Origin of the sequence: uncultured Nostoc sp. (assembly GCF_937863485.1) — a bacterium.
Lineage (GTDB): Bacteria > Cyanobacteriota > Cyanobacteriia > Cyanobacteriales > Nostocaceae > Nostoc.
The window spans coordinates 1-19,394 of sequence record NZ_CALMFY010000195.1; the positions used below are offsets into that span (position 1 = coordinate 1).

19 protein-coding genes and 2 pseudogenes are annotated in these 19,394 nt (G+C 42.6%); 8 read left to right on the forward strand and 13 right to left on the reverse strand.

All coding sequences use genetic code 11. From position 1 onward, the window contains the following. Positions 1 to 54: 54 nt before the first annotated feature. Together Q0541_RS26440 and radA are read right to left on the reverse strand one after the other, a co-directional pair. Positions 55 to 333, reverse strand: a pseudogene (locus Q0541_RS26440) (Uma2 family endonuclease); the annotation flags it as partial. Between the two features lie 142 nt (positions 334 to 475). Beyond that, positions 476 to 2,002 (reverse strand): DNA repair protein RadA, encoded by a 1,527-nt coding sequence (radA, locus tag Q0541_RS26445; RefSeq protein ID WP_298918023.1) that lies wholly within the window; start codon positions 2,000 to 2,002, stop codon positions 476 to 478. A 170-nt stretch (positions 2,003 to 2,172) separates the two neighbouring features. Here radA and rpaB point away from each other — a divergent pair, with 170 nt between their 5' ends. Together rpaB and Q0541_RS26455 are read left to right on the forward strand one after the other, a co-directional pair. Next, positions 2,173 to 2,901 carry a response regulator transcription factor RpaB gene (gene rpaB, locus Q0541_RS26450; protein ID WP_273769721.1) on the forward strand — a complete coding sequence of 243 codons (729 nt, stop codon included), beginning with the start codon at positions 2,173 to 2,175 and terminating at the stop codon, positions 2,899 to 2,901. 76 nt (positions 2,902 to 2,977) lie between these two features. Next, on the forward strand, positions 2,978 to 3,616 hold the full coding sequence (locus tag Q0541_RS26455) for a cofactor assembly of complex C subunit B (protein WP_298918026.1): 639 nt from the start codon (positions 2,978 to 2,980) through the stop codon (positions 3,614 to 3,616). A 343-nt stretch (positions 3,617 to 3,959) separates the two neighbouring features. Here Q0541_RS26455 and Q0541_RS26460 read toward each other — a convergent pair whose 3' ends face one another. Beyond that, positions 3,960 to 4,874, reverse strand: a complete 915-nt coding sequence (locus Q0541_RS26460; RefSeq protein WP_298918029.1) for a M48 family metallopeptidase — start codon at positions 4,872 to 4,874, stop codon at positions 3,960 to 3,962. A gap of 215 nt (positions 4,875 to 5,089) precedes the next feature. Between Q0541_RS26460 and Q0541_RS26465 the strand changes: the two genes are divergently transcribed. After that, on the forward strand, positions 5,090 to 5,608 hold the full coding sequence (locus Q0541_RS26465) for a DUF456 domain-containing protein (protein ID WP_298918032.1): 519 nt from the start codon (positions 5,090 to 5,092) through the stop codon (positions 5,606 to 5,608). A 549-nt stretch (positions 5,609 to 6,157) separates the two neighbouring features. Further along, on the forward strand, positions 6,158 to 6,787 hold the full coding sequence (locus Q0541_RS26470; RefSeq protein ID WP_298918035.1) for a PEP-CTERM sorting domain-containing protein: 630 nt from the start codon (positions 6,158 to 6,160) through the stop codon (positions 6,785 to 6,787). Positions 6,788 to 6,947: 160 nt separating this feature from the next. Here the strand turns inward: Q0541_RS26470 and nblB are convergent, their stop codons facing one another. From nblB to Q0541_RS26510, 8 genes are all read right to left on the reverse strand, one after another. Further along, complete coding sequence (gene nblB, locus Q0541_RS26475) at positions 6,948 to 7,613, reverse strand: phycobilisome degradation protein NblB (RefSeq protein WP_298918038.1); 666 nt, start codon at positions 7,611 to 7,613, stop codon at positions 6,948 to 6,950. Between the two features lie 62 nt (positions 7,614 to 7,675). After that, positions 7,676 to 8,140 carry a CBS domain-containing protein gene (locus Q0541_RS26480; RefSeq protein WP_298918042.1) on the reverse strand — a complete coding sequence of 155 codons (465 nt, stop codon included), beginning with the start codon at positions 8,138 to 8,140 and terminating at the stop codon, positions 7,676 to 7,678. A gap of 249 nt (positions 8,141 to 8,389) precedes the next feature. After that, complete coding sequence (mutT, locus tag Q0541_RS26485) at positions 8,390 to 8,806, reverse strand: 8-oxo-dGTP diphosphatase MutT (RefSeq protein WP_298918045.1); 417 nt, start codon at positions 8,804 to 8,806, stop codon at positions 8,390 to 8,392. A 652-nt stretch (positions 8,807 to 9,458) separates the two neighbouring features. Then, positions 9,459 to 9,803 (reverse strand): DUF760 domain-containing protein, encoded by a 345-nt coding sequence (locus Q0541_RS26490; protein ID WP_298918048.1) that lies wholly within the window; start codon positions 9,801 to 9,803, stop codon positions 9,459 to 9,461. 231 nt (positions 9,804 to 10,034) lie between these two features. Further along, positions 10,035 to 10,991, reverse strand: coding sequence for an RNA polymerase sigma factor, RpoD/SigA family (locus tag Q0541_RS26495; RefSeq protein ID WP_273766677.1), 957 nt, complete (start codon positions 10,989 to 10,991; stop codon positions 10,035 to 10,037). 639 nt (positions 10,992 to 11,630) lie between these two features. After that, complete coding sequence (gene carB / locus Q0541_RS26500) at positions 11,631 to 14,897, reverse strand: carbamoyl-phosphate synthase large subunit (protein ID WP_298918058.1); 3,267 nt, start codon at positions 14,895 to 14,897, stop codon at positions 11,631 to 11,633. A 610-nt stretch (positions 14,898 to 15,507) separates the two neighbouring features. Then, positions 15,508 to 16,062 (reverse strand): Dps family protein, encoded by a 555-nt coding sequence (locus Q0541_RS26505; RefSeq protein ID WP_298918061.1) that lies wholly within the window; start codon positions 16,060 to 16,062, stop codon positions 15,508 to 15,510. Between the two features lie 61 nt (positions 16,063 to 16,123). Then, entirely contained in the window at positions 16,124 to 16,408 is a 285-nt protein-coding gene (locus Q0541_RS26510; RefSeq protein WP_298918063.1) for a hypothetical protein, read from the reverse strand. A 104-nt stretch (positions 16,409 to 16,512) separates the two neighbouring features. On the opposite strand from Q0541_RS26510, the gene Q0541_RS26515 reads away from it, so the two are divergent. The 4 genes from Q0541_RS26515 to Q0541_RS26530 all read left to right on the forward strand — a co-directional run bounded on the left by Q0541_RS26515 (position 16,513) and on the right by Q0541_RS26530 (position 18,902). Then, complete coding sequence (locus Q0541_RS26515) at positions 16,513 to 16,761, forward strand: Asr1405/Asl0597 family protein (RefSeq protein WP_298918066.1); 249 nt, start codon at positions 16,513 to 16,515, stop codon at positions 16,759 to 16,761. Positions 16,762 to 16,834: 73 nt separating this feature from the next. Then, complete coding sequence (locus tag Q0541_RS26520) at positions 16,835 to 17,488, forward strand: (2Fe-2S) ferredoxin domain-containing protein (protein ID WP_298918069.1); 654 nt, start codon at positions 16,835 to 16,837, stop codon at positions 17,486 to 17,488. Between the two features lie 360 nt (positions 17,489 to 17,848). Next, complete coding sequence (locus tag Q0541_RS26525; RefSeq protein WP_298918072.1) at positions 17,849 to 18,214, forward strand: hypothetical protein; 366 nt, start codon at positions 17,849 to 17,851, stop codon at positions 18,212 to 18,214. A 445-nt stretch (positions 18,215 to 18,659) separates the two neighbouring features. Then, entirely contained in the window at positions 18,660 to 18,902 is a 243-nt protein-coding gene (locus tag Q0541_RS26530; protein ID WP_298918075.1) for a toxin-antitoxin system HicB family antitoxin, read from the forward strand. A 258-nt stretch (positions 18,903 to 19,160) separates the two neighbouring features. Here Q0541_RS26530 and Q0541_RS26535 read toward each other — a convergent pair whose 3' ends face one another. Both Q0541_RS26535 and Q0541_RS34635 read right to left on the reverse strand, forming a co-directional pair. Then, the gene (locus tag Q0541_RS26535) at positions 19,161 to 19,319 is read right to left on the reverse strand and encodes a pentapeptide repeat-containing protein (RefSeq protein ID WP_298918078.1); all 159 of its coding nucleotides are present in this window, start codon (positions 19,317 to 19,319) and stop codon (positions 19,161 to 19,163) included. Between the two features lie 3 nt (positions 19,320 to 19,322). Continuing rightward, a pseudogene (locus tag Q0541_RS34635) lies at positions 19,323 to 19,379 on the reverse strand (hypothetical protein); the annotation flags it as partial. Positions 19,380 to 19,394 lie beyond the last annotated feature (15 nt).

A 19,394-nucleotide genomic window follows, 5' to 3' on the forward strand; every position in this document is an offset into this window, starting at 1 on the left:
TACCTTAATGGATTATTGTCGGTTTGAGGTACTTCAAAAACTGAGATGCTCCCGAGTGTAACTGCGTGTTACTTCTTCTCTACTAACATTAATTTTGGCAATAAAAGCCCAATCAGGGGCTTTAATGATCATTTTGTTGTTTAGGGTGGCACAAATGCCGTAATTGGTTGTTGTTAGAGTGTTAGTTGAAATTTTTCCCGCTAATTGTAGGCTTTCTGTGAGTGCAGCAGCCAAAGCTGGTTGATTAATATTGTCCACCGGATCATGCGGGAGTTTGTAATCATCGGGTAGTTTTTCCCAAGTGATTTGGTAGTCTTGGGTGAAGGCTATCATGGTGGGTTTTCCTTTGGTGTGTAAAAGGGACTGGGGATTAGGGATTAGTGATTGGGAACTGGGTTTTCACTCGTAAAAATTATGGAATTTGCTTTGACCCCTTCCAAATTTTGAAACAATTTCCCAGTCCCCAGTCCCGGAATTACTCATCTTCGTCGAGTTCTAAATCGTCTGCTGTCAGTTCCTGATGGGGGATGGCGGCGATAATTGCATCTATTACTTTGGATACTGGTAATATCTCAATATTAAGATCGGGGAATTTTGTCCCTTTTGGCACGATCGCTCGTTTAAATCCCAACTTAGCAGCTTCTTTCAACCGCAGTTCCATTTGGGAAACCGATCGCACTTGTCCGCCTAACCCAACTTCACCGATTAATACTGTACCGGGATCGACGATGCGATCACGGAAACTGGCAACGATCGCGATCGCTATTCCTAAATCTACGGCTGGTTCTTCCACATTCAACCCACCCGCAGAAGCAACGTAGGAATCTAACTTGGACATGGGAATTCCCACCCGTTTTTCTAAGACAGCGAGAATTTGTACCAAGCGGTTGTAATCTACGCCAGTACCTGCACGCCGAGGGGAGGGATAGCTAGTGGGACTCACTAAAGCTTGCAATTCCACAACTATCGGGCGAGTCCCTTCACAAGCAACGACAATGGCAGTACCAGGCGCAGGATCGTCACGGTTACCTAAAAATAACTCTGAGGGGTTGGCAACTTCCCGCAGTCCTTCGGCTACCATTTCAAAGATGCCGATTTCGTGAGTTGCGCCGAAGCGGTTTTTTACTGTCCGTAATAACCGATGGGAGGCAAAGCGATCGCCTTCAAAATACAACACCGTGTCTACTAAATGTTCTAAAACTTTTGGCCCAGCGATCGCTCCTTCTTTGGTCACGTGTCCCACAATCAGCATAGTCACATCTTCGTGCTTCGCCACCTTCATCAATGCTGCTGTACATTCCCGTACCTGAGCCACCGAACCGGGCGCAGAAGTCAGCGCCGGAAAGAACACTGTTTGGATACTATCAATCACCGCCACGTTTGGTTTTAGAGAGTCTATTTCCCGTAAAATTTCTTCTAAATCTGTTTCTGGCAATACATATAAATCTGCACCTATACTGTCAGGGTCTATGGGTAGTGTAGTATCTACTACCACTGTTCCCTTTTGATCATTAACCAGATTTACGCTTTTTGATACTCCCAAACGAGAAGCTCGTAATTTTACCTGCTGTCCCGATTCTTCACCAGTTACGTAAAGGATGCGATATTTCTGTGCTAATTGATTTGATACTTGCAACAATAAAGTCGATTTACCAATACCCGGATCACCACCAATCAGCACCATAGAACCTGGGACAACTCCACCACCAAGCACCCGATCTAATTCTTCATAACCAGACTCCCATCGAGCAATTTGGCGATCGGTAATTTGGTCAAATGTTAAAGAGGCTCGCGCTTTAGCTGGTTTAGCATGAGATTTGCCATTGGTTTGAGTTGATTGCCAACTACTCACTCCCCCTCGACTGGGTACATCTACTGAAGACTGGATAGTGATCTGTTCTTCTAGAGAATTGTATGTGCCGCAAGCTGGACACTTACCAAACCACTGGGGCGATTCTGCTCCACATTCGTTACAAACGTAAAAGGTTTTTGGCTTTGCCATTCTTAAATCTTATTAAATATTCTTAATATTTGCTTAGTTATTGGGAAAAACTAAAAACCAATAATAGTAGTATTTAGAGCTTTTTCCAAATCAATTGATGGAATGATATCTTAATATTATGGTATTAAAAATTAATCATGTAAATTTTTAGTGAAGGAGCATTGAAAAACTTGGAAAGCCATAAAGAAAAAATCTTGGTGGTAGATGACGAAGCCAGCATTCGCCGGATTTTGGAAACGCGCCTTTCCATGATTGGCTACGATGTAGTGACAGCTGGCGATGGGGAAGAAGCTTTGGAAACTTTTCGCAAAACTGATCCTGACCTGGTAGTTTTGGATGTAATGATGCCAAAGCTAGACGGCTACGGTGTATGTCAAGAATTACGAAAAGAATCAGATGTCCCCATTATTATGCTAACAGCCTTGGGGGATGTAGCCGATCGCATCACTGGGCTAGAATTAGGTGCTGATGACTACGTAGTTAAACCATTCTCCCCAAAGGAGCTAGAAGCTCGAATTCGCTCGGTACTACGGCGGGTAGACAAAACCAGTGGATCTGGTATTCCCAGTTCTGGGGTAATTCATGTCGCTATTATTAAAATCGATACGAATAAGCGACAAGTCTACAAAGGCGATGAGCGCATTCGATTGACAGGTATGGAGTTCAGCTTATTAGAGTTGTTAGTAAGTCGCTCTGGAGAAGCTTTTTCCCGTTCGGAAATTTTGCAGGAAGTTTGGGGTTACACACCAGAACGTCATGTGGATACCCGTGTAGTAGATGTGCATATATCCCGTTTACGGGCAAAGTTAGAAGATGATCCTAGCAACCCAGAATTGATTCTCACAGCGCGGGGTACTGGTTATCTTTTCCAGCGGATTATTGAACCAGGGGAGGAGTGAGAAAATGAAGGAGCAAGGGGAGCAGAGGAAGCAGGGGAAGAAGAACAATTGATTATTGCCCAATGCACAATGCCCAATGACTAAATCTGATCCTAATCGAGTTTTGCGGCGTCTGCCCATTGTTGTGGGTGGGCTAGGCGCTGTGCTTTTGTTGATTAACCGTTTGTTGACACCAGAACTAACCCAATCTCAATCGCGTGGTGATGTGGTAGGCGTGATTTTGAGTGCGGTGTTAATTTTGACGGGTTTGATTTGGCAGCAAGTTCAGCCGCGATCGCCTGATACTGTAGAACTAATTGGAGAAGAAGGTTTTGTCCTCGCAGCAGATTTACCTGAAGCTGTCAAAATAGAGCTAGCTTGGGCATCTCATTTATTGTTGACCAATACAGTAACGCGATCGCTGGTGGTTTTTTATCAAGGTAAAGTTTTGTTGCGTCGCGGTATTCTGGGTACTAAATCTGAGGTTGTACCAGGAGTAATTTTAAAACAGGTACTCGAAAAACAAAAGCCGATTTATCTAGTTGCTCTAAAAATATATCCAGGTAAGCTTGAATTTGATTATTTACCAGAAAATACTCAAGGTGTAATTTGTCAACCTATTGGCAATCAAGGTGCGCTTATTTTGGGAGCAAATGCTCCTCGCAGTTACACCAAACAAGATGAAAACTGGATTGCAGGAATTGCTGATAAATTAGCCGTTACTCTTAAAACTTAGGTTATTCGCTAGTTTAGAAGTCAGCCAATTTTGGTGAGACTTGGGGATTTTGCCCCAAGTTCTGGAGCAAAGTCACAGGTAATCGGTATTACAAGTCATTGAGCGTCACGAGCGTATTTTGGATTAAAAAATTTCATCTAAAAAACGTTCTCTACGAGACGCTCTTGCTAGCTTGCTTCTCCGTAGGAGTACGCGGACTCGCTCTAAGCGAACGCAACAGCGTCTCTAAGAGTTGCCATGCCGCAGGCTTTACAGCTACGCTATCAGCAATCCAAAATCGTTCGACTGAAGCGTTCGCAAAAGCGTCTCTAAAAGTTGCCAGAGTCTAAAATCTAGAATTCAATCACCAAGAAGTCAAAAAATTCCAACCTTCCTTTTCCTGTGGTGTCTCTCCTTCTTTTTCTTCGGGTTCTTCCGGTATCTTTAAATTTTTCTGTTGAATTAAATTCTCATATTCTCCTGAATCAACCCATTTTAATAACTCACCAGCCCGCATAACCATCCAGGAAAGCCCAGGTTCTGTATAGCTTAATATTTTGGTGACCTTATCGACAGTATCAAAGCTATTGGATGCAAACTCACGGGCTTGGATAAGGAAATCTTCGATTACAGCAGTAGTCAAGTACTCGTCTGGTAAACCTGCGAGTTTCATCAGTGTAGTGGTTGCTACCTCAATATCCTGACAAGCCAGCAAACCAGCCCGATCAGCAGTGAACCTAGCCATCATTCGCCAATTATACAAACCCAGTTCCATTCCACTGGCTACTAAGCCACCTACACCCAGTGTGGTACTGCTCAACAAATTTTTCAAAGTCGGCATCACAATTGCCATTTGGTGATAAACCATATGCTGACTCTTGATGCGAGCGACTTCGTGTCCAAAAACGTAAAGTAACTCATCTGGGTCAAGCCACTCCATTCCATCTAAATTGATACCAACAAGGGGTTTTTCCACCCCAACAATGTAAGTTTGAATGTGGCCTGTGCCTCGAAACAGATACAGTTCAGGAAGTGGAGCAACATCAAGAATTTGGCAGGTTTCTACAAATGTCTGATGCAATTGCGGAAAATTACGCGGCGAAATTCTGATTTCACTACCAAGGCTTTGCAATCTGAGTAAGCGATCGATGCCGTATTCGTTAACTTTTTTGAGTAGCAGGGAGACACCGGGCATATTTTGTAAAGAAGCCAAAGCTTTGCGATCAAAGGGGTGTTCGTAGGTTTTAGAACTTAGTCCAGTTAATATTTTTCTCGTCATGGGTTTTGAGCTTTAAAATAGCAGTTTAGGAAGCATTAGGCGATATGGCATAAATCCAGCTACCATCTCAATTAAGACAGGACTTAGGCAAACTGGTTAAAAGTAGGCAAACTTCCACCACAGCATACTAAGCATTTGTCACCATCTTGCCCAGATAGAATATACAGTAGGGACGCACGGCTGTGCGCCCTTACGAGGAAATTTACAATTGATCTATGCAAATTACTTATTGGTTATTAATTGCCGTAATGGTTGTGGGTGTTATCGGTGCTGTAGTTCCAGCCATTCCTGGTAGCAGCTTAATTTTAATTGCAATTATCGTTTGGGGAATCGTTAGTAGTTCCTTTGCAGCTATCAAGATTCCACTAATTGTGACAGTTATAGTTTTACTGCTCAGTGTCGGAGTGGATTTTTTAGCTAGCTATGTGGGAGCAAGACAAGCTGGAGCTAGCAAGTGGGGGCAAATTGGCGCAATTGTCGGTTTGGTCGTGGGATTTTTGGGATTATTACCAACGTTGCCTTTTGGGGGTCCACTGTTAGGAATTTTATTAGGGCCGCTTTTGGGAGCAATCATTGGTGAGTACCTTTACCAACGTGAATTAGGGTTGGCGGTTAAGGCGGGTATAGGAATTATAGTCGGGTCTTTGATTGGAAATTTGATTCAAGGGTTGTTAGCGATCGCCGCAGTTGGAGTTTTCGTTGTGACAACTTGGCCACAGGTATTTGGCTCTTAGCATTTGAAAAATCTGACAGATTTGAGAACAGCGGTAACAGCTAACAGTTAGCTATTTATTACAAACATTCAATTTGATCACAAAGACTATCCATAGTAAACAAATACAGCGGTTCCTCCCATTTATTCTCTGAGAGGAACCGTTTCAGTAAATATTAGTAACTGGAGAGATTATAGATAAACTGCATACTCCATTTATCTAAAATATGGTTAAGTAAGTTTAAGTATTAAAAATATCCATTGTACTTCTACGAAAATTATTTTTCTTCAAGTCAGAGCTATTGCCAACAATTTAAACCCTGTGAAATGAAAGATATATGAAGCATAGGTATGTAAGTAATTAAAATTTCATTAAGGATAGTAATGCATTGAAGATGTTATGAAGACCACTCAGTAAATCTTGCAGGCTCTAAGTCTATGTGATTTCATGGAGATAAGAAATATATCAGACAAGTTTCGCTTTCACTGACAGTAGTTTCCATAAATTACTGAGATTAAAAGTAAAGCGATCGCTCTGATTTAAAGTTATTACTAGGAGCCTCAAATAACAATGATTAATTTTAAATCTATATTACTAAACGCAACTCTAGCTGTTACTGTTGCAATTCCCTTGGCTACCGCTGGGTTGTTTACCTCTGCTGGGTCTGCTCAAGCATACACTGGTAGCTTTAACTACATTCCTTCTTATAATAGTTCTACTGATGAGGCAACTGATGTCACTCTTAGCCAAAACTCTGTAAACTTTATTCCCAATCCAGGAGCAATTTTACTTACACATCGGACAGGAGATTTTGCATCTAATTCTACAGGTTTTATCAAAAGCTTCCAAACAAATCCATTCATTTCTTCTGCGTTTATTGATGTTGGTGCTTTGGACGGAAAGAAACTGCTTAGTTTGACCAGTCTCGACCCAGCAGTTTTTACTTCACAACCTGGAGGAATAGATATAAACTTGGCTTTCAAGGGACTCTTTGAAGATGGAAGTAAAGCAGAAGGATATATCACTTTTGCTATTCAAGATACTGCTGCACAAGCAATTTACGAGAATGGTGGAACAATTTCTGGATCTTTCACAGGTCTTGCGGTAAGTACAGTTCCCGAACCAGCCGCATTACTAGGCTTAGGTGCAGTAGGTGGAGTGATGGCTATGTCTCGCCGCCGCAAAGGTGTCGTTCAATAGACCGATCCTAAATATAAAAAAGTTACTTTTAGCAAATAAAAGTAACTCTAATTTATCTATTCGATCTGGCTGGAATGCAACATTGTACCAGCCAGGTCAAATTTTTTATCCTGTCAGACAAATCTATATTAAAGGTGAATTTTTTTACCCTTAGATAGACTTAAACTGACTGCAAAGATTGTTTCGCTTCAATTGCGATCGCTTCTACTTGATCATCAGCCAGAGTTTCTAATAAAGATTTGGCTTCTGCACTACCCAAACGAGCCAAGGCTTGTACAACTCTGTAACGAATTTGCCAATCTGGATTGGTAGCATAGGGAGCCAAAAGGGAAACTGCTTGTAAATCTCCTAAGTCACCCAAAGAACTAATAGCAGCAGTTTGAACTAATTCGTTTTCTGATGAAAGCGCCTCTTTGAGTAGTTCAAAGGCTCGTGGATCGCCCAACTCTCCTAATGTAGCAATGATACTAAATTGGATTAGCCATTCATCGGTTGTATGGTAAAGCTGTTGCAAGTCTTCAAAAGCTTCATGTAACTTTAGAGCACCCAAACAGTCTGCTGCTGCTGCTTGTACATCTACTTCAGAGTCATGAAGCAAGCGATCGCGCAAGATATCCAAGGATAATTGTAAATCCTGCGTTCCGAGTGTATCCATTTGACTCACCGCCGAGTAACGGACACGAGAATTGCTATCGCCAATAGCATTTTGAATTAATTCAAAGCCGATCGCAGGTTCCAGTTCGCGGATTTGATTTACTGCACGTAAGCGATCGCCTAAATCCTCAGAACTGAGCAATTGCTTAACAGACTCCGGATTAATACTCATTTAGTTATCCTTGATTTTCAAAGGTGTAAAAAATAGTTAACAGTCTAATAACTGTTAACTGACTAATCTTGACTTGCTGCCATAGCCCGAATAATATCACCACGAGTGAGGATACCAATTACTTCACCCGTGCCCTCAAGAACTGGTAATCGGTGAACACTGCGATCGTGCATGATTGTAGCGGCTTCCTTTAAAGTTTTATCAGGGGAAATAGCGATCGGGTTTTTACTCATCACCTCCCCAACGGTTTGCCCTAGTGCCTTGTGCAAGTCACGTTCATATGTAGCAGGATTTTTTAAATAGATAACGCTATCAAGAAACATAATGTACGCAGGTGGAGTAACACCAGTTTCTTGCCACATTAAATCGGTTTCCGAGATAATGCCCACCAATTTACCGACATCATCCACAACAGGTAATCCGCTAAAGTGGCGTTCTGCAAGAATTTGGATCGCTTCGTTGAGTGGAGTTTCTGTCCGAACGACAACTGGATCACGGCTCATCACATCGGCAACGGTTTTAGGCATTTATTTACTGACACCTTTAATCAAAGTCCCTGCGCCTATTGTAGAAAATTGCGGGACTCAACCTGATGCAATTAATAGATTGTTACGGTATTGGACACTTGTACTGAGCATCTCGACTTCGCTCGATGGAGCCAGCGTCGTAAAGCCTGCGGCATAGCTACGCTTAGGACGCAGCCTCTGGTAGAGTTGTATTGGGCATTGGTTATTAATTATTCTCCTCTGCTCCCCCTGTCGCTGTTCCCTCACCCCCTAGTCCCCAGTCCCTTTTAAGGCAGCAATAATTTGAGTATTTGCTTTAGGAAAAGTAAACTGCTCCAGTTCTTCCAAAGTTACCCAGCGAATTTCATCGGATTCCAAAGGTTGGGGAACACCTGTAACATGGCGGCAGTGATGTACTGTGAGGGTAAAGCGCAAGTTTGTATAGCTGTGGTCGATAGTAATCAGATGCTCTCCCACTTCAATTACTATTCCCAGTTCTTCGGAAATTTCCCGTTGAATACACTCGCTGATAGTTTCACCAGGCTCAATTTTACCACCAGGAAATTCCCACAAACCACCCATTGCTCCTTCTGGACGACGGCGATCGATTAAAATTTGCTTTTGGTCATTCCAAATTACTGCAACACCAATAATTTTATGGGGTGGCAAAAAATTGGTTTCACTCATAATTGATTGGGGAGATGAGGAACTACTTTTGCTAATGGTAAATCCATGTACTATTCATATCCGTACAAATGTGGTATTAATAATTTTTAGAGAACACAAAAATATTAAAACCTCGGAAAACATGGTGTAAATTTAGAATAGCTTAAGTAAGTGCAAATGGTTCGTTAAAAAATTGACTTTGATAACAGAGTTTTAGCCTTAACCCAAGCGTAGTAGATGATAAGGGATACTAACTTCTAATAACAAAACTCGGCAGATTAGTTTGAATTCTGCCGAGTTTTGATTTATTGCAAAGGTCGTCTACCGCTGTTAGTTTATCCACAAATGTGTATCAATTATTTAGCAATACGCCTCTAGTTGAACTAATCACCAACTTACAGGAGTTCACAGATAACCAAATCCAAAAACTCCGCGTTACTCTACGCCAACCTTTGCACTCCTACCTGCCGGAAAGCAAATGTCTATGCATTTAGTCTATGCATTTAAATTTCAACCCTAATTTGTCACTATTTTTGGATATTTAAAAAATTTAGCTGATGCATGACTAGGAATTAGCGGCGAAGATTTTGCAGAGATTTATTTTCAATTTGGATCGGCGTGACTGTGAGTAGCTATCAGCCCAACAATATTAAATTTCCCAAATTTTATGTTTTTAGTCAACTTCGCTATTATTGCTTTCAGTCCCTTGTAGGGCGATTTCAAAATTCATTCTCTGTTCAGCGTTACGCAAGAAATAACCACTAATCATCGCAGAAGCCAGAAGCCTACCCAGACTTTCCCGACTGGTGGTTACGCTGATGCCAAAATGTTCTGAGGGTAGATTACCCAATAGTCCTGTAATATTCCGTTCCATCACCTGAAACACTTCGGCAGATGTGGGTTTAGATAGTTGGGTAACTGTCTCAGGATTCAAGGATTTAACGTACTGCCATAGTAAATCGCTAGTTTCTGATTCGCTATTGAAAAATTCTGAGACATGATTGGATTGGTTATTCATTTTTTAGCTCCTTAACTACCACTGCTGGCTGCGGTGCTTGTGATTTGAATATTAAATGCCTGTTTTGGATTTGACTTAGCTAGCTATTTCGTCTTCCTGCCAACTAATGTAACAGCCTAACGTAAGAGTGGAAGTAGGTGTAACCGTACCAAAGTCAGCGTATTTTCTCACCCTAATAAATAAAGTCAGGAGTGAAGAGTTAATTAAAAACTCATAACTCCTAACTTTCCCCTAACTTGCCAAATATTCATCCATGTTGGCTTTAGACTTGCGAAGTTTGGTTAAGGCTTCCCGCTCAATTTGTCGGACTCGTTCCCGGCTGATATTCAGTATTTCACCGATTCTAGCCAGAGTCAGCGCTTGCCCATCAGTCAAGCCAAAGCGCAGCGTGATCACTTCTCTTTGCTGTGACGTGAGGTCGCCCATCAGGCGATCTAAGTCATAAGATAGGGAAGCTTGCATGACAAACTCTTCTGGAGATGCTCCTGGATCTTCCAGCATTTCTCCGAGTTCGGTGTCATAATTATCACCCAGCCGCAAATCCAAGGAAAGGGGCAAACGCGCCTTTTCTAGATACTCTCGCACTTGTTTGGGGGTCAATTCTAATTCTTGAGCTAGCTCACCAGCTGTCGGAGCGCGTCCCAACTTTTGAGACAATTGCCGCTGTGCCTTTTTAATTTTATTTAATTTTTCAGTAATATGGATAGGCAGCCGAATAGTACGAGCTTTTTCGGCTATTGCACGGGTGATCGCTTGCCGAATCCACCAATAGGCATAGGTAGAAAACCTGTACCCTTTGGTGGGGTCAAACTTTTCTACGCCCCGTTGCATACCAATACTACCTTCTTGGATCAAGTCCAGTAAATCGACGTTGCGTTTTATGTACTTTTTGGCAACAGAGACTACCAGCCGCAAATTGGCTTCTACCATCTTACGCTTGGCAATTTCACCATCAGCGATCGCTTCGTTCAAATCTGCTGGTTCTAACTTTGTCGCTTTGGCCCACTCTTCTAAAGTCGGTTGACGACCTAACTGGGTGGCAAGAGATTCTCTTGAGTCGTGCAAAGCGCAGGAACGTTGCACCTGTTTCCCATAGAAAATCTCTTCCTCGTGGGTTAAGAGTGGCACACGGCCAATCTCACGCAGGTAAGTCCGCACGAGGTCTGTGGCTGTCTGAGCGGTCTTCATGGCGCTACTCTTTGGTAATGATGGGTTTGGCGGTAGGGTCATTAAGGGATAGATGCTTTATTAGGGTGCTACCCAGTCAGACTGGGAACCCATACTATGGTTTGCAATTTACGCGCCCGATAAACACGTAGCGCTCATAAATAATCAAATTTAGGCTTCTTAACTGCTAAAAGTTACAGTTATTTCCTACTTCTCACAAGTATCTACAGTTAGATAAAAGGTAGCTTCTTAAACATTTTTTTATAGAAACCTTATTAACAATTGTAACATTTATGAGAATGTTTTGGCTATATGGCGACATTAAATTTCCTGGTTGTTCCAGTTCATCCAATATTGTCCTTTCTCTCAAGGCTGACTAGAAGTCAATTTAAGAAATTATTTAGTTGACATAAGCTTCCTTATATTTGTTAAGGTATCTCTAATGAGAACTATAGTCATTCTCTTATAACAATTACTTAATTTTCTTGGACATTGGGGAGCCACTGCGTTGCCGGGGTTCCCCCGGTTGTTCGCGTTGGCAAAGCCTCTCTAAGAGTTGCGTCTTTGAATAGGACAAGCAAGTGGCGTCATTGGGGCAGAGGAGAAAGACTTACTGCAAGCAACTTCCCCTCTGCTCCCCTGTTCCCCACTCCCCACTTCCTACTCCCTTGTAATCGGGCAGTACTCTTGAATGGTTTTTACATCCAAAGTCGTATTTTGTAAAGAATGGATGGCGGCGACGGTAGCTTTCGCGCCGGCGATGGTAGTAATGATGGGAATTTTGTAAGCTAAGGCTGTGCGGCGGATTAACCTAGCATCAGTCTGGGCTTCTTCCCCTGAAGGTGTGTTGATAATAAGTTGGATTTTCTGGTTTTTGATTGCATCTAGGACGTGGGGACGACCTTCATGGAGTTTTAACACCAATTCAATATTTAATCCCTGTTCGAGGAGAACTCGCCGTGTACCAAGGGTAGCCATCACTTTAAAGCCCAAATCGATAAATTCCTTCACCACAGCACCCGCAGCAGCTTTATCGCGATCGCTCATTGATACAAATACAGTTCCCGTCAGTGGTAAACGCTCCCCAGCACCCATTTCAGCTTTGGCAAAGGCCCGGCCAAAGTCGCTGTCAATCCCCATCACCTCACCAGTAGATCGCATTTCTGGGCCTAATATTGTATCAGTTCCTGGAAATTTATTAAAGGGTAATACTGCTTCTTTTACAGCAATATGTGTGGGAATGATTTCCTCGGTGAAATGTAGCTCCTCTAAGGTTTTACCTGACATAATTAAGGATGCTAGTTTCGCTAACTGTACGCCCGTTGCTTTAGAAACAAATGGGACTGTGCGGGAGGCGCGGGGGTTGGCTTCCAAAATGTAAACTTGGGGAGAATAACTACTTGCGCCAACAACGGCAAATTGGATATTCATCAACCCCACGACTGACAGCGCTTGTGCTAGCTGCACCGTCCAAGTGCGAATTTGATTGAGAACTGCTGGTGATAGGGAAATGGAGGGTAAAGAACAAGCGGAATCTCCTGAGTGAATCCCCGCTTGTTCGATGTGTTCCATGATGCCACCAATCACTACCCGTCCTGTGTGATCGGCGATCGCATCTACATCGACTTCAATCGCGTTTTCCAAAAACTTATCAATCAAAATCGGATGTTCTGGTTCCACTAGTACCGCAAAGGTCATGTAGCGTTCCAATTCAGCATCAGAATAAACGATTTCCATTGCCCGTCCCCCTAACACATAGCTGGGACGCACCACCACCGGATAGCCAATGCGTTTGGCGACAATCAGCGCATCTTCGTAACTCCGGGCAATCCCATTAGGCGGTTGGGCAATATTTAACTGTTGGAGAATCTTTTCAAACCGCTCCCGGTTTTCTGCCATGTCGATGGAATCTGGTGATGTACCCCAAATTTTAGTGATCAGTTCTGAAGTGTCATTGTTAAGAAACTCTTGTAACGGCAGAGCCAACTTCAGCGGTGTTTGTCCGCCAAACTGGATAATTACTCCAACTGGATTTTCAGTTTCGATAATGTTAAGAACATCTTCTTTTGTTAACGGCTCAAAGTAAAGGCGATCGCTGGTATCATAGTCAGTCGAAACCGTCTCTGGGTTAGAGTTGACCATAATCGTCTCATACCCCCCTTCCTTCAAAGCATAGGCGGCGTGACAACAACAATAATCAAACTCAATTCCTTGCCCAATCCGGTTGGGGCCACCACCCAAAATCAACACTTTTGGCTTGGTTGCTGGTAAAACCTCTGTTTCTTCTTCGTAGGTAGAATAGTAGTAGGGAGTAAACGCTTCAAACTCAGCGGCGCAGGTATCCACTGTTTTGTAAACTGGGATAATCCCTAGTGACTTGCGGTAGGCGCGAACTTCATCTTCGGTGGTTTTGGTGGCATAGGCTATCTGGCGATCGCTATATCCGTCTCGCTTCACTTCATAAAGTTGCTCTTTTGTCAACTGCTGCAAAGGTGTCCGCTTCAGGAATTTCTCCACATCTAACAGTTGCTGCAATTTATCCAAGAACCATCGGTCAATACCAGTAAGTTCGTAGATTTCCTCAATGGTCATCCCTTGCTGCAAGGCATGGCGCACGGAGAAAATGCGATCGGGGTTAGGTGTCCGCAATTGGGCGCGAATTTGTTCACCACTAGGTAATTTCTCGGCTTTGTCGCAACCCCAACCAGCACGTCCTGTTTCTAGCGATCGCAGCGCCTTTTGGAAAGATTCGTTGAACGTCCGCCCAATTGCCATTGCTTCCCCGACTGACTTCATTTGGGTTGTCAGCACTGGTTCCGAACCGGGGAACTTTTCAAAGGCGAAGCGGGGGATTTTTGTCACCACATAGTCAATTGTCGGCTCAAAGGACGCCGGAGTTTTCTTGGTGATATCATTTTTAATTTCATCCAGGGTGTAGCCCACAGCCAATTTTGCTGCCATTTTGGCGATCGGGAAACCCGTGGCTTTGGAAGACAAAGCCGAACTGCGGGAAACACGGGGGTTCATCTCAATTACAACCACATCCCCTGTAACTGGATTGACGGCAAACTGGATATTTGAACCGCCAGTTTCCACACCGATCTCGCGGATGATTTTAATTGCCATATCCCGCAGCCTTTGATATTCTTTATCAGTGAGGGTTTGCGCGGGAGCGACGGTAATCGAGTCTCCAGTGTGGATGCCCATAGGGTCAAGGTTTTCGATGGAGCAGATAATCACCACGTTATCTGCCAAGTCACGCATCACTTCAAGTTCGTATTCTTTCCAGCCGAGTAAAGACTGGTCAATGAGAATTTGTGAAACGGGGCTGGCATCTATACCTACCTGTGCCATTTCTTCAAATTCTTCTTGGTTGTAGGCAATACCGCCGCCACTTCCACCCATTGTGAAAGCTGGACGAATAATTAGGGGATAAGTACCAATTTGACGGGCAACAGCTTTGGCTTCTTCCAAAGATTCGGCTGTGTCGCTGGGACACACGGCTACTCCGATCCTTGCCATTGCCTCACCAAAAAGTTTTCTATCTTCGGCTTTCTCAATAGCTGGTAGTTTAGCGCCAATTAACTCAACGCTGTACTTTTCCAACACCCCATTTTTGGCTAAAGCAACGGCGAGGTTGAGAGCGGTTTGTCCTCCCATCGTTGGTAGTAGAGCATCAGGGCGTTCTTTCTCGATGACTTTTTCGACCAATTCCGGTGTCAGCGGCTCAATGTAAGTGCGATCGGCTGTTTCCGGGTCGGTCATAATCGTTGCGGGGTTGGAGTTGACCAAAACCACTTCATAGCCTTCTTCTCGCAGCGCTTTGCAGGCTTGAGTGCCAGAGTAGTCAAACTCACAGGCTTGTCCGATCACAATTGGACCAGAGCCTAACAGGAGAATCTTCCGGAGGTCGTCACGGCGGGGCATAATGGTTGCCTTGGAATACGAGAATACAAATCCTGATTATTTTAAGGGTCTTTACCCTCTGTCGTCCTTTTTATTATTAAGTTTTCTAAGTTTGATTACAGAAAGGGGAGTGGAGAATGGGGGATTACCTCGTTCCCAGTCGGAGACTGGGAATGCCCCCTCATTGAGGCTCTGCCTCCCTTACTCGCGGTAGAGCTGCAATGAGGAACATTTCCAGCCTCTAGCTGGAAACGAGGTTTTAAAGGGGTTTGCCAATGCCCAAGGATTATTTTGTATTTCTAATTTTATTTAATTGTGATGCTGAAATTTTTAAAGCTTTTGGGAATCTTTATTATTTAATTTGGTGAGACTTTGTAACAGATGGTGATTTATTCTGGCATATATCTATCTGATTATTCAGCACAAAAAAATTTCTTAGCTAAAAATATTTATTAACTAGCTAATTGCTAAATATTTTCAACGTTAAATATTATGTGAATATGTTTACTTAGATTAAAAAATGGCAGAGAGATAAAGATATCATTCTCTGCCATTTTTTATAATATTTTAAGAGTTAGTGGTGCCAACTTTTTCTTTTAGTCTAGGTAGACAAATCTAGATGATGAGAGTTTTAGCTTTGAGCAGCTTGGACAAACCCTAAGGTCAAGCTGTCTTTGGCAAGGAAGTGAGACAAATGATATGCACGTTCCTCTGTTTTCAACAAAATCTTTTCGTACAGATAGCGTGTACCACGATCGCCTAAACTCTCTGCCTGAGCAGCTTGACGACGAATCACGCCCAGAATGGCTTGTTCTGCGGCTAGGTCATTTTCCACCATTTGGCGAGAGGAATATACGCCTTCAGATTCTTGCTCAAAACAGGTTAATTCTGCTAATTTGCTGAAGGTAGCTACTGGCACACCACCTAGTCCATCCAAGCGTTCTCCAATTTCATGGATGTGGTCTTGTACTTCGGTGTAGCTTTCATTAAAGAACTCATGCAGAGAGTAAAATTCTGAGCCTTCAACTACAAAATGATGCTTTTGGTACTGCAAGTATAGTGCCTGGAAACTGGCTAATACAACGTTGAATCCTTCTGTAACTGGAGCAGTTACGCTGTGATCCAGCAACACAGGATTGTCATATATATGACCAAAATTCCGTAACAAAGTTTGCGTTTCAGACATTGTTCTCCTCGCTCTTTAGCAGTTATAGGTTTTAACTGCTTATTCCTTACATATTAACATTTTAATAATAATAACAAGCCGATTTGCCATTACAAGGTTTTGTATTTTTGCTTACAAAAAGTCTCAAGTTTATTGTTTGCTGGATGATGGCACGCTGATCAAGTTGCATGTATTTATCATTATTATTGACATTTATGCTTAAATGTGCATTATTCCAGAGAGGAGCAGAAAGAGAAAATTTTACCTTATCCTCCTTGTCTTCCCAATCTGCCTTATCCCCTTTTGAATATGCGATCGCTGTAAAAATTTGATTTTTTTTTCCAAAATTACTGAGAATTCTTTGCACTTAAGGTATGCTGTTTTAAGAGATTACACTCCTAAGACTTTTAAAAAGCTGGGAGTTAAATCGCGGTAGTTACTCCAAGTTTGTTGCACTTGAGGGCAATTCTCTTGAAATCGTTTAGTTCAGAAATAGAAATAAAGCACCTTGTAGAGGTGAATTGGGCAGATCGCTGGCAAGTCTATCAACGCCTAAAGGAATTAGACATTCCCTGTAGTTGTACGGCTAACCAGCCATTGAAAGTTGAAATTGGCTCTCCTATAGCAGCTGTTCAACTTTGGAGTGTGATACGGCAATTAACAGCTTCCCGTCAAGACCAGATTTGGACTCTTGAGTACTGCTGGCAAAGTCGCTACTAACAGTTATAATTTTTAGCTGCTGCTGAAAATGTCTCACTTAGTAGCTTGTATTAGTTAAAAGGAGGTCAAAAAAATGGGTGGATCTCACAGTATGGAAGTATCAGAATTTCGTCTTGAAGGCAGATTTATAAATTTTGTTATTAAAGATGGCTATAAGCTCAAAGGCTTACTGCTGGCGACTCATGAGGGTGAATTTTATATTAAACTTGCTAAACATTTACGGGCTGCTTTTGACTTACGCTTACCACCAGGGACTTGGCTGCAAGTTGTTGGTTACAAAATACATGATTTGAAGGATGGCACAGTTACACTGAAAGCTGAACGGGTGATGGCGGTGCGTTCTGAGATGGGGAGAGTTGAAACGCCTACTCCAGTACAAGAACCGCTATCAATTGATAATACCAAGGCAAAACCAGCTAAGACTAAAGCTACGATTTTGGTGTGTCAAAAGTCTGATTGTATAAAACGCGGTGGCAAAGCAGTTTGTCAAGCGTTGGAGGCGGCTTTAAGCGATCGCGGTTTAGAAGACCAAGTTACAATCAAGGGCACTGGTTGTATGAAGAACTGTAAAGCTGGGCCTAACCTAGTTATGCCAGATAAAACGCGCCATAGCCGAATTCAAGCTTCACAAGTCCCTGCACTGATGAATCAGCATTTTGGTGACAAAATGTCAGCACAGCCTGAGAATTTAAGGGAAGTGGTGATCCGTAATGGCAAGCTTTCCTGAAATAAATAGTGGAATCTTGACATTTTGATGAGAAGGTTTAATAATAGCTTTTCAAGTGTGTTCCATTAAGACTCGGCTGTAAACTTTGCTAAAAGTTTGCAATAAAATCAAAAAACTGGCTTTAATTAAGGCCAGTTTTTTGAGTTAATAGGGTTTTTATTGAGCAATTTGTAACTGGGATGCTCCCATAATTTGTAAAGATTCAAGGGAACGTGGTTGATTGGTGAGTCCGTAGACGCACAGAGGCTTGTCATTAGACATCGCTTACAGTGGAAGCGTCAATCATCGATGACTTAAAAAAAAATGCCACATACCCCTCAGTGGATATACATCGTTTTTTTTACATTTTTCACGATAGTCATGATTTTTCTATTCCGTCATGACTGGAATCGCCTCGCTAAACTCTACCGCACCAAAGAAGCGCCGCCACTAAACTTCTCCCGAATGCAAAGTGGTTCTGTGGGTTTGGTGTACTACAAAGGAACTTTAAATGTTGGTACAACTCCTCAAGGGATTTATCTGAGTATTTTCTTCTTGTTTAGCTTTGGACTTACGCCGTTGTTGATTCCCTGGAGTGCCATTAGGAAAATTGAACCTGCTAACCAACTATTTATTAAGCGTTTTCGTTTGTATCTTAATTCCCCAAAAGTTACGCTGATTTTAAGCAGAGATATTTTGGAACCGGCTAAAGAATTTTTAGCTACACAGGGATTTGAGTGGATTTAGACTTGACTTTTCAGGAGATGTGGAAAGCCTCTCTCTAAATCTCTCTCCTTTTAGGAGAGAGACTTTGAATTTTTCCCCTTAGAGCGTCCTATACACGCTAGCGGCACAGCATTGCGTAGGCGTAGCCCGCCACAGGCATCGCTTATATTTGACGCAAGCTGCAAGCGCTATATTTATACAGAATTAGGGATTTCCAGTTAAAAAAACATCCCATCGTAGGGGCGCAAGGCCAAGATCCCCTACAAATGTACAAATAATTTTGGATAATTTATTTTTTGTCAGTCCCTTACCTTGAGCGATCGCCTACGATTTGTCATGAAAAAGGTAACATCGTTCGCAATTGTTTTTCTAATTGGGATTGAACTGCAAAACAGCATTGATTCCTAAAGCGAGAGCCAGTATCATTGACACCTGCGGAGTTTTTGCAATCAACTGGAGCATTGTCATGAGCAACCTCAGCGTCCAGCTTCCTGACTCTTTGTACAAAAGTTTGCAGGAACTTGCCAAACAAGACGGCATTTCTATCGATCAGTTTGTGGCGACAGCAGTTGCGGAAAAAATCGCTGCACTAACAACAGAAATTTATCTAGGGGAGTTAGCACGAGGCAGTCGAGAAAAATACGACGCAGTTTTAGCGAAAGTACCAGATATTGAACCGGAATCTTACGATCAATTACCCACAGCCTAGCAACGCAGTGCAGAGTCTTCACCTTCAGGGGTAATTTTTACCCAGCATTTGCAAAAGTTGGGAATGGAGCGATGCCTGCGGCGGGCTACGCCTACGCCTGCACTTTGTCATAAAAAGCAGAAATCGCTTAATATTTTAATGCGATTGAGTTGAGCGCTGGTTTGGTAGGGTGCGTTAGCAGGAGCGTAACGCATCGAAAGTATCTAGAATGATGCATTAAGAATGTAATGCACTCTACAAATTCTTAATGTTTGTAAGTTACTCATCGGAGTCTGAACCTGAACCCTCATTCAAGTCTGTTAAATTTTCGCCCTTAAGATTCGCCTCTTCAAGACTCGTCCCTACAAGATTCGCCTCTTCAAGATTCGCCTCATCAAGATTCGCCCCAAAAAGAGTTGCCCATTGAAGAATCGCCACATAAAGATTCGCCAGATCAAGATTTGAACATAAAAGAAAAGCCCATTGAAAATTCGCCAGTTAAAGATTAGAAAA